The following is a 4296-nucleotide window of genomic DNA, read 5'->3' as shown; positions in this document are numbered from 1 at the left end:
TGTTGGTGCTGAGCGCACCGGCTGCGGTGAGGGTGGCGCTGTGGGCGCTGGTTTGGCTGTTGTTCAGGTTCAGCGCTGCGCCTTGCAGTGCCAGGGTGCCAGCGGCGAGGTTTTTGCCGGTGGCGCTGAGGGCTTCCGCGGTGGTGACATTGAGCGCTGCGCCGTCTGCGGAAAAGGCTTGGAGCGTGCCGTCGGCGTTCAGGCCTGCGGCCAGGGTACCGCTGCTGCTGAGGCTGCCTGCGGTGATGGTGAGGTCACCCGCTGCGGCCAGGGTGCCGGAGTTGATCAGCACTTGGCTGGCTTGCACTGTGGCGTGGGCGCCTGACTGGATTTCTCCGGCGTTGCTCAGGGTCTGTGCGTTGATTTCGAGCGCGCCATGGGTGTAGAGCTGCGCGCCTTGGGTCTGGGCGTGGGTGGTGCTGGTGAGGGTGGCGGTCTGGACCACCACGGCTGCACCACTCAACCCTACGGTTTGGGTGTTGACGGTCAGTGTGTGGGCCTGCAGGGTCCCGGCGCTTACCGCAAAGCTCTGGCCGTGGGCTTGCACGCTTTGTGCTTGGATGCGCCCAGCGCTGTGTAGCGATTCGCTGGTGTTGAGGTTGAGATCGCCTGCGCTGGCCAAGGTGGCCGCAGCCTGGTTGCTGAGTGCGCCGCTGACGGCGATGAGGCCACTGGCTAAAGGGGCTGGCGCGGGACTGGGCGCCGGTGACGGAGCCGGTGCTGTCGAGGGTGCTGGAGCTGGCGCTGGCGCTGGCGAGGGTGCAGGGGCCGGGCTGGCGGGCACCACGGCACCGATGGCGGCCCCGGTGGCGTTGTCCAGCTTGGCTGCTTGTACGTTCAAGGTTTGCGCACCGCTTTGCCAGATGTTGCCGCTGTTGCTCAGGCTGGCAACGGCCACGTCCAGGCGCTGGGCGTCGATGTTGCCGCTGTTGCTCAGGGCCCTGGCGCGGATGTTAGCTTCTTGCCCTGCGCGCAGCTGGCCACTGTTGTCCAGGGCGGCACGGGCGCTTTCGCTGCCGCTGTGCAGCGCCATGTCACCCGCCGCGCTGACGCTGCCGCTGTGGGTTTGTGCTTGCGCGGTCAGGATGCTGACGTTGCCTTGTGCGGCCTCGATGCGCCCGCTTGAGCTGAGCCAGCCGTTGGCACTGATCTGCACGTCACCTGCGCTGGCACTCAAGGTGCCGTGGTGGCGCACGCCCACGCCGGCTTCGGTGCCTATGAGGGTGATCTTGCCAGCGTACATGCCGCCGAGCTGGCTCACGTCCAGCGCAAAGGCCGGTGCGCTTTCAGAGCCCGAGGTGGCGCTGGCTTGCACCTGGCCTTGGTCGGCGGTGATGGTGTTGTCCCCGGTGACGAGCCGGAGGTCCTTGGCGTGGACAGCGGCGTTGAGTTCGATGGCACGCGCGAGGATGCCGGTGTGGTCGGTGAGGGTGGCGTCAAGCCCGGCGCCGTTGATGCTGATGGTGCCGCGCTGCACACGGTAGCTCTCCAGGCTGCCTCCTTGCAGCAGCGGGGTGCCGGTGGTGAGGGTGGCGCGGCTTGCGTTGATGAAGCCCGCGCCGTCGATGTTTATTCCGGCCGGGTTGGCGATGATGACCTCGGCGCGCTGACCCGCCACTTCAATGAAGCCACGCAGTTGGCTGGGGTTGGTGCTGTTGACTTCGTTGACGATGATGCGCGCGCTGCCGGTTGCTAGCCACGGGTTGCCCTGCACCCAACCGCCGAGCTGGGTCTGCACGTTGGTGCGGCTGTTGTTGAGCACGGCGCCGTTGCTGTTGACGTCAAATTGTTGGTAGGTGTTGCGGCTCACGCCGGCAGCGCTGGGGGTCTGGATGTTGACCAGTGGCGCGCCATTGGGGGTGGTGAGCACCGTGGGACGCTGGTTGCCCGGCGTCGTCGGGTCAGCCACGATTTGCGCTTGCACCAGCGCCGCACTTAGCAAGCCCAGCGCCAGTACCGCACGCGCAGCGTTGCGGGCGCTGCCCGCTGGCGGCTTTGCCGCAGCGCACTGCGCTTTCGGCCACCGCCATGAGGCCGCCGCGAGCGGCGTTGAATACGAGTGTGTGGGCGTTGCGGTTCATGTTGACTTCCTGAAAAACCGAATGGGCAAGAAACGCAATGTCTTAAAAACCAGCGTTGAGCTGAAAGCCGTAGGTGGCATGGGCGCTGGAGAAGCCTTCGGGCTTGCGCACCGGCATGCCGGGAAACACTTCGTATTGCAACCAAGCCACGTTGCCGCGCAGCCCGAGCACGGCGCCAGTCATACGCGTGCCGACCAGCTGTTCACTGCTTGGGCCGGCCACGCGGCCGTGATCGAAGCCAACAAAGAACTCCGGACCGCTCTCACCCAGGCGGGTGGCGATTTCGTTGCGCACCAGCCAACCGCGCTCGGCGACCAAGCTGGATTCGCCATCGAACCCGCGCACGGTGTAGCGCCCGCCGATGGCAAAGCGGTCTTGCGGGGTGAGTGGTGTGCGGTTGACCTGGGCGCGCCATTGGCCGCTGTAGCGCCAGCTTTGCTGCGCCAGCGTGAACGGCATGGAGACGCTGGCGTTGGCCTGCACCAGCGCAAAACGCGATGTGCCTTCGCCAAACGCCTCTTCGGGTGCGGGCAGCGAGCCAAAGGCGCCGGTGCCACGCTTGTAGGACAGGCCCAGATCAAGCGTGGCGCGATCAAGGTAAGCGCGGTGCTCCACGCCGAGCTGCCAGCCGCCAACGCGGCGGCGCTGCACTTCGACTTCGGTGTCGTCAATGAAGTTGTTGGACTGGCGGGTAAAGGCCTTGAGCGCGAGCGTGGTCTTGGCGCTGGCGTTGCGCTGCACGAGGCGCGAGACGGCCATTTCTTGACCGGCGCTGGTGCCGCGGTACACATAGTCCTGGCTGGCGCCAGCCACGGTCTGAAAGTAACGGCTGCGGTTTGCGCTCACATTGAACAACCAGTAGCCCACCGGCACGGCGTAGTAGGCGGTACCGCCGCGGGTGCCGCGTGCGCCAGCGGCGCCGCCGCCAAGGTCTCGGTTGAGGCTAAGGTAGAACAGGTCGTTGAGCGTAAGGGGGTTGTCGTAGCTCAGCGTGACGTTGCCCTGGTACTTGCCGCTGCTGCGGCTGCCACTGTCATCAGCGCCCAGGCTCAGGCGAAACGGCAGGCTCTGGCGCCAGTTGACCACCAGATCGCTCTGGCCGGGCTCATCGGCCGGTACGATCTGAATGTCGGCGTCTGCGGTGGGCACGCGTTTTAAGTTCTCCAACCCTTGCTCGATATCGCGCAGGTTCAGAATGTCACCCGCGTTCATTGGCAGGGCGTTGACCAGCCGGGCGCGCTCGTCGTTGGGGTTTTGCAAACGGATGGCACGGATGCGGCCGGGCAGTACGGTGATGGTCAGTAGCCCTTGCGCCAGGCTTTGCGGCGCAGCCAGCGCACGCGAGGTGACGAAGCCACGCTCCAGCAGGGCGTTTTGTGCGCGCTCGATCAGCACACCCACACCTTGCGCACCCAGGCAGCGGCCCAGCGGCGAGGGCAGCGCTCCGTTTCCGCCAACCGCATCAAGCACCCATGCAAATCGCCCGGCATCAGCGCCCTGCAAGCTCAGTTCGCGGATCACGAAACACGGGGTTTCGTTGGCGGGAAGCTCGCCGGGGGCGGCCGTGGCCGTGGCGGGCAAGCGCACATCGGATGTGGTGTCGAGCTGGCGCTGCTGGGCCTCGAGCCGCTCCTGTTGGCGCCGCTGCTCGGCTTCTGCCCGAGTAGGATCGAATGCCTACCCCCAGCTCAACGCCGGAAACAGCAGAACAATGGCGGATGCGGCGAGCGCGCGCAGCGGGACAACCCGTGAGGGCTTCATGAAATGCTCCCTGAATGATCTCGGGTGACGTCCGAGCGTTTTGAAATGAGTGTATGTTGCGTAGCAACCCGTCTCGGTGATCGCTGTCACGTTTTTCGAGTCTTGCAACAAGGCCGTGACAATTGACACGACCTCGTAGGCGCCAGTGACGTGACCGTTTCCACGACCAGGAAAAGGTCTGCTCATCACCCGCTTTCGCACGCGTTTATGCACATGAACTGGGAGAGCGGCATCTGGAGCTGGCGGCAGACCTGCTGGATGTCCAACTCGCCTCGCTAGGTAGGAGTCGCTTGATCGTAAGCAATGGGATGAACGCCCCCGCCCGTAACGGCATCGATGTGCCAAAGTGGAGACGTTGATCAACCACTTAAACCGAGAGGGGCGTCCACCATGAAGCTTACGACTGTTGGCATCGACCTGGCGAAGAACGTGTTCCAGGTCCACGGAATCGACG

Annotated in this window: 3 protein-coding genes; all 3 read right to left on the bottom strand. The window is 65.2% G+C overall.

All coding sequences use genetic code 11. The annotated features are described in order from the left end of the window. On the bottom strand, nt 1–1909 hold a 1909-nt coding region (locus tag ACTG4K_RS18475), incomplete at its 3' end, for a filamentous hemagglutinin N-terminal domain-containing protein (RefSeq protein WP_439115688.1). Next, nucleotides 1902–2030, bottom strand: coding sequence for a hypothetical protein (locus ACTG4K_RS18470; RefSeq protein ID WP_439115689.1), 129 nt, complete (start codon nt 2028–2030; stop codon nt 1902–1904). The genes ACTG4K_RS18475 and ACTG4K_RS18470, both read right to left, overlap by 8 nt. A 93-nt stretch (nt 2031–2123) precedes the next feature. Next, nucleotides 2124–3668, bottom strand: coding sequence for a ShlB/FhaC/HecB family hemolysin secretion/activation protein (locus ACTG4K_RS18465; protein ID WP_439115687.1), 1545 nt, complete (start codon nt 3666–3668; stop codon nt 2124–2126). Nucleotides 3669–4296: the final 628 nt, after the last annotated feature.

The organism is Hydrogenophaga sp. (genome assembly GCF_965657535.1).
Lineage (GTDB): Bacteria > Pseudomonadota > Gammaproteobacteria > Burkholderiales > Burkholderiaceae_C > Hydrogenophaga.
This window is presented reverse-complemented; position numbering and strand designations above follow the sequence as displayed.

Coding starts and splice junctions, on each gene's coding strand:
- ACTG4K_RS18470 (WP_439115689.1), bottom strand. CDS start 2,030: ATGGCGGTGGCCGAAAGCGCAGTGCGCTGCGGCAAAGCCGCCAGCGGG.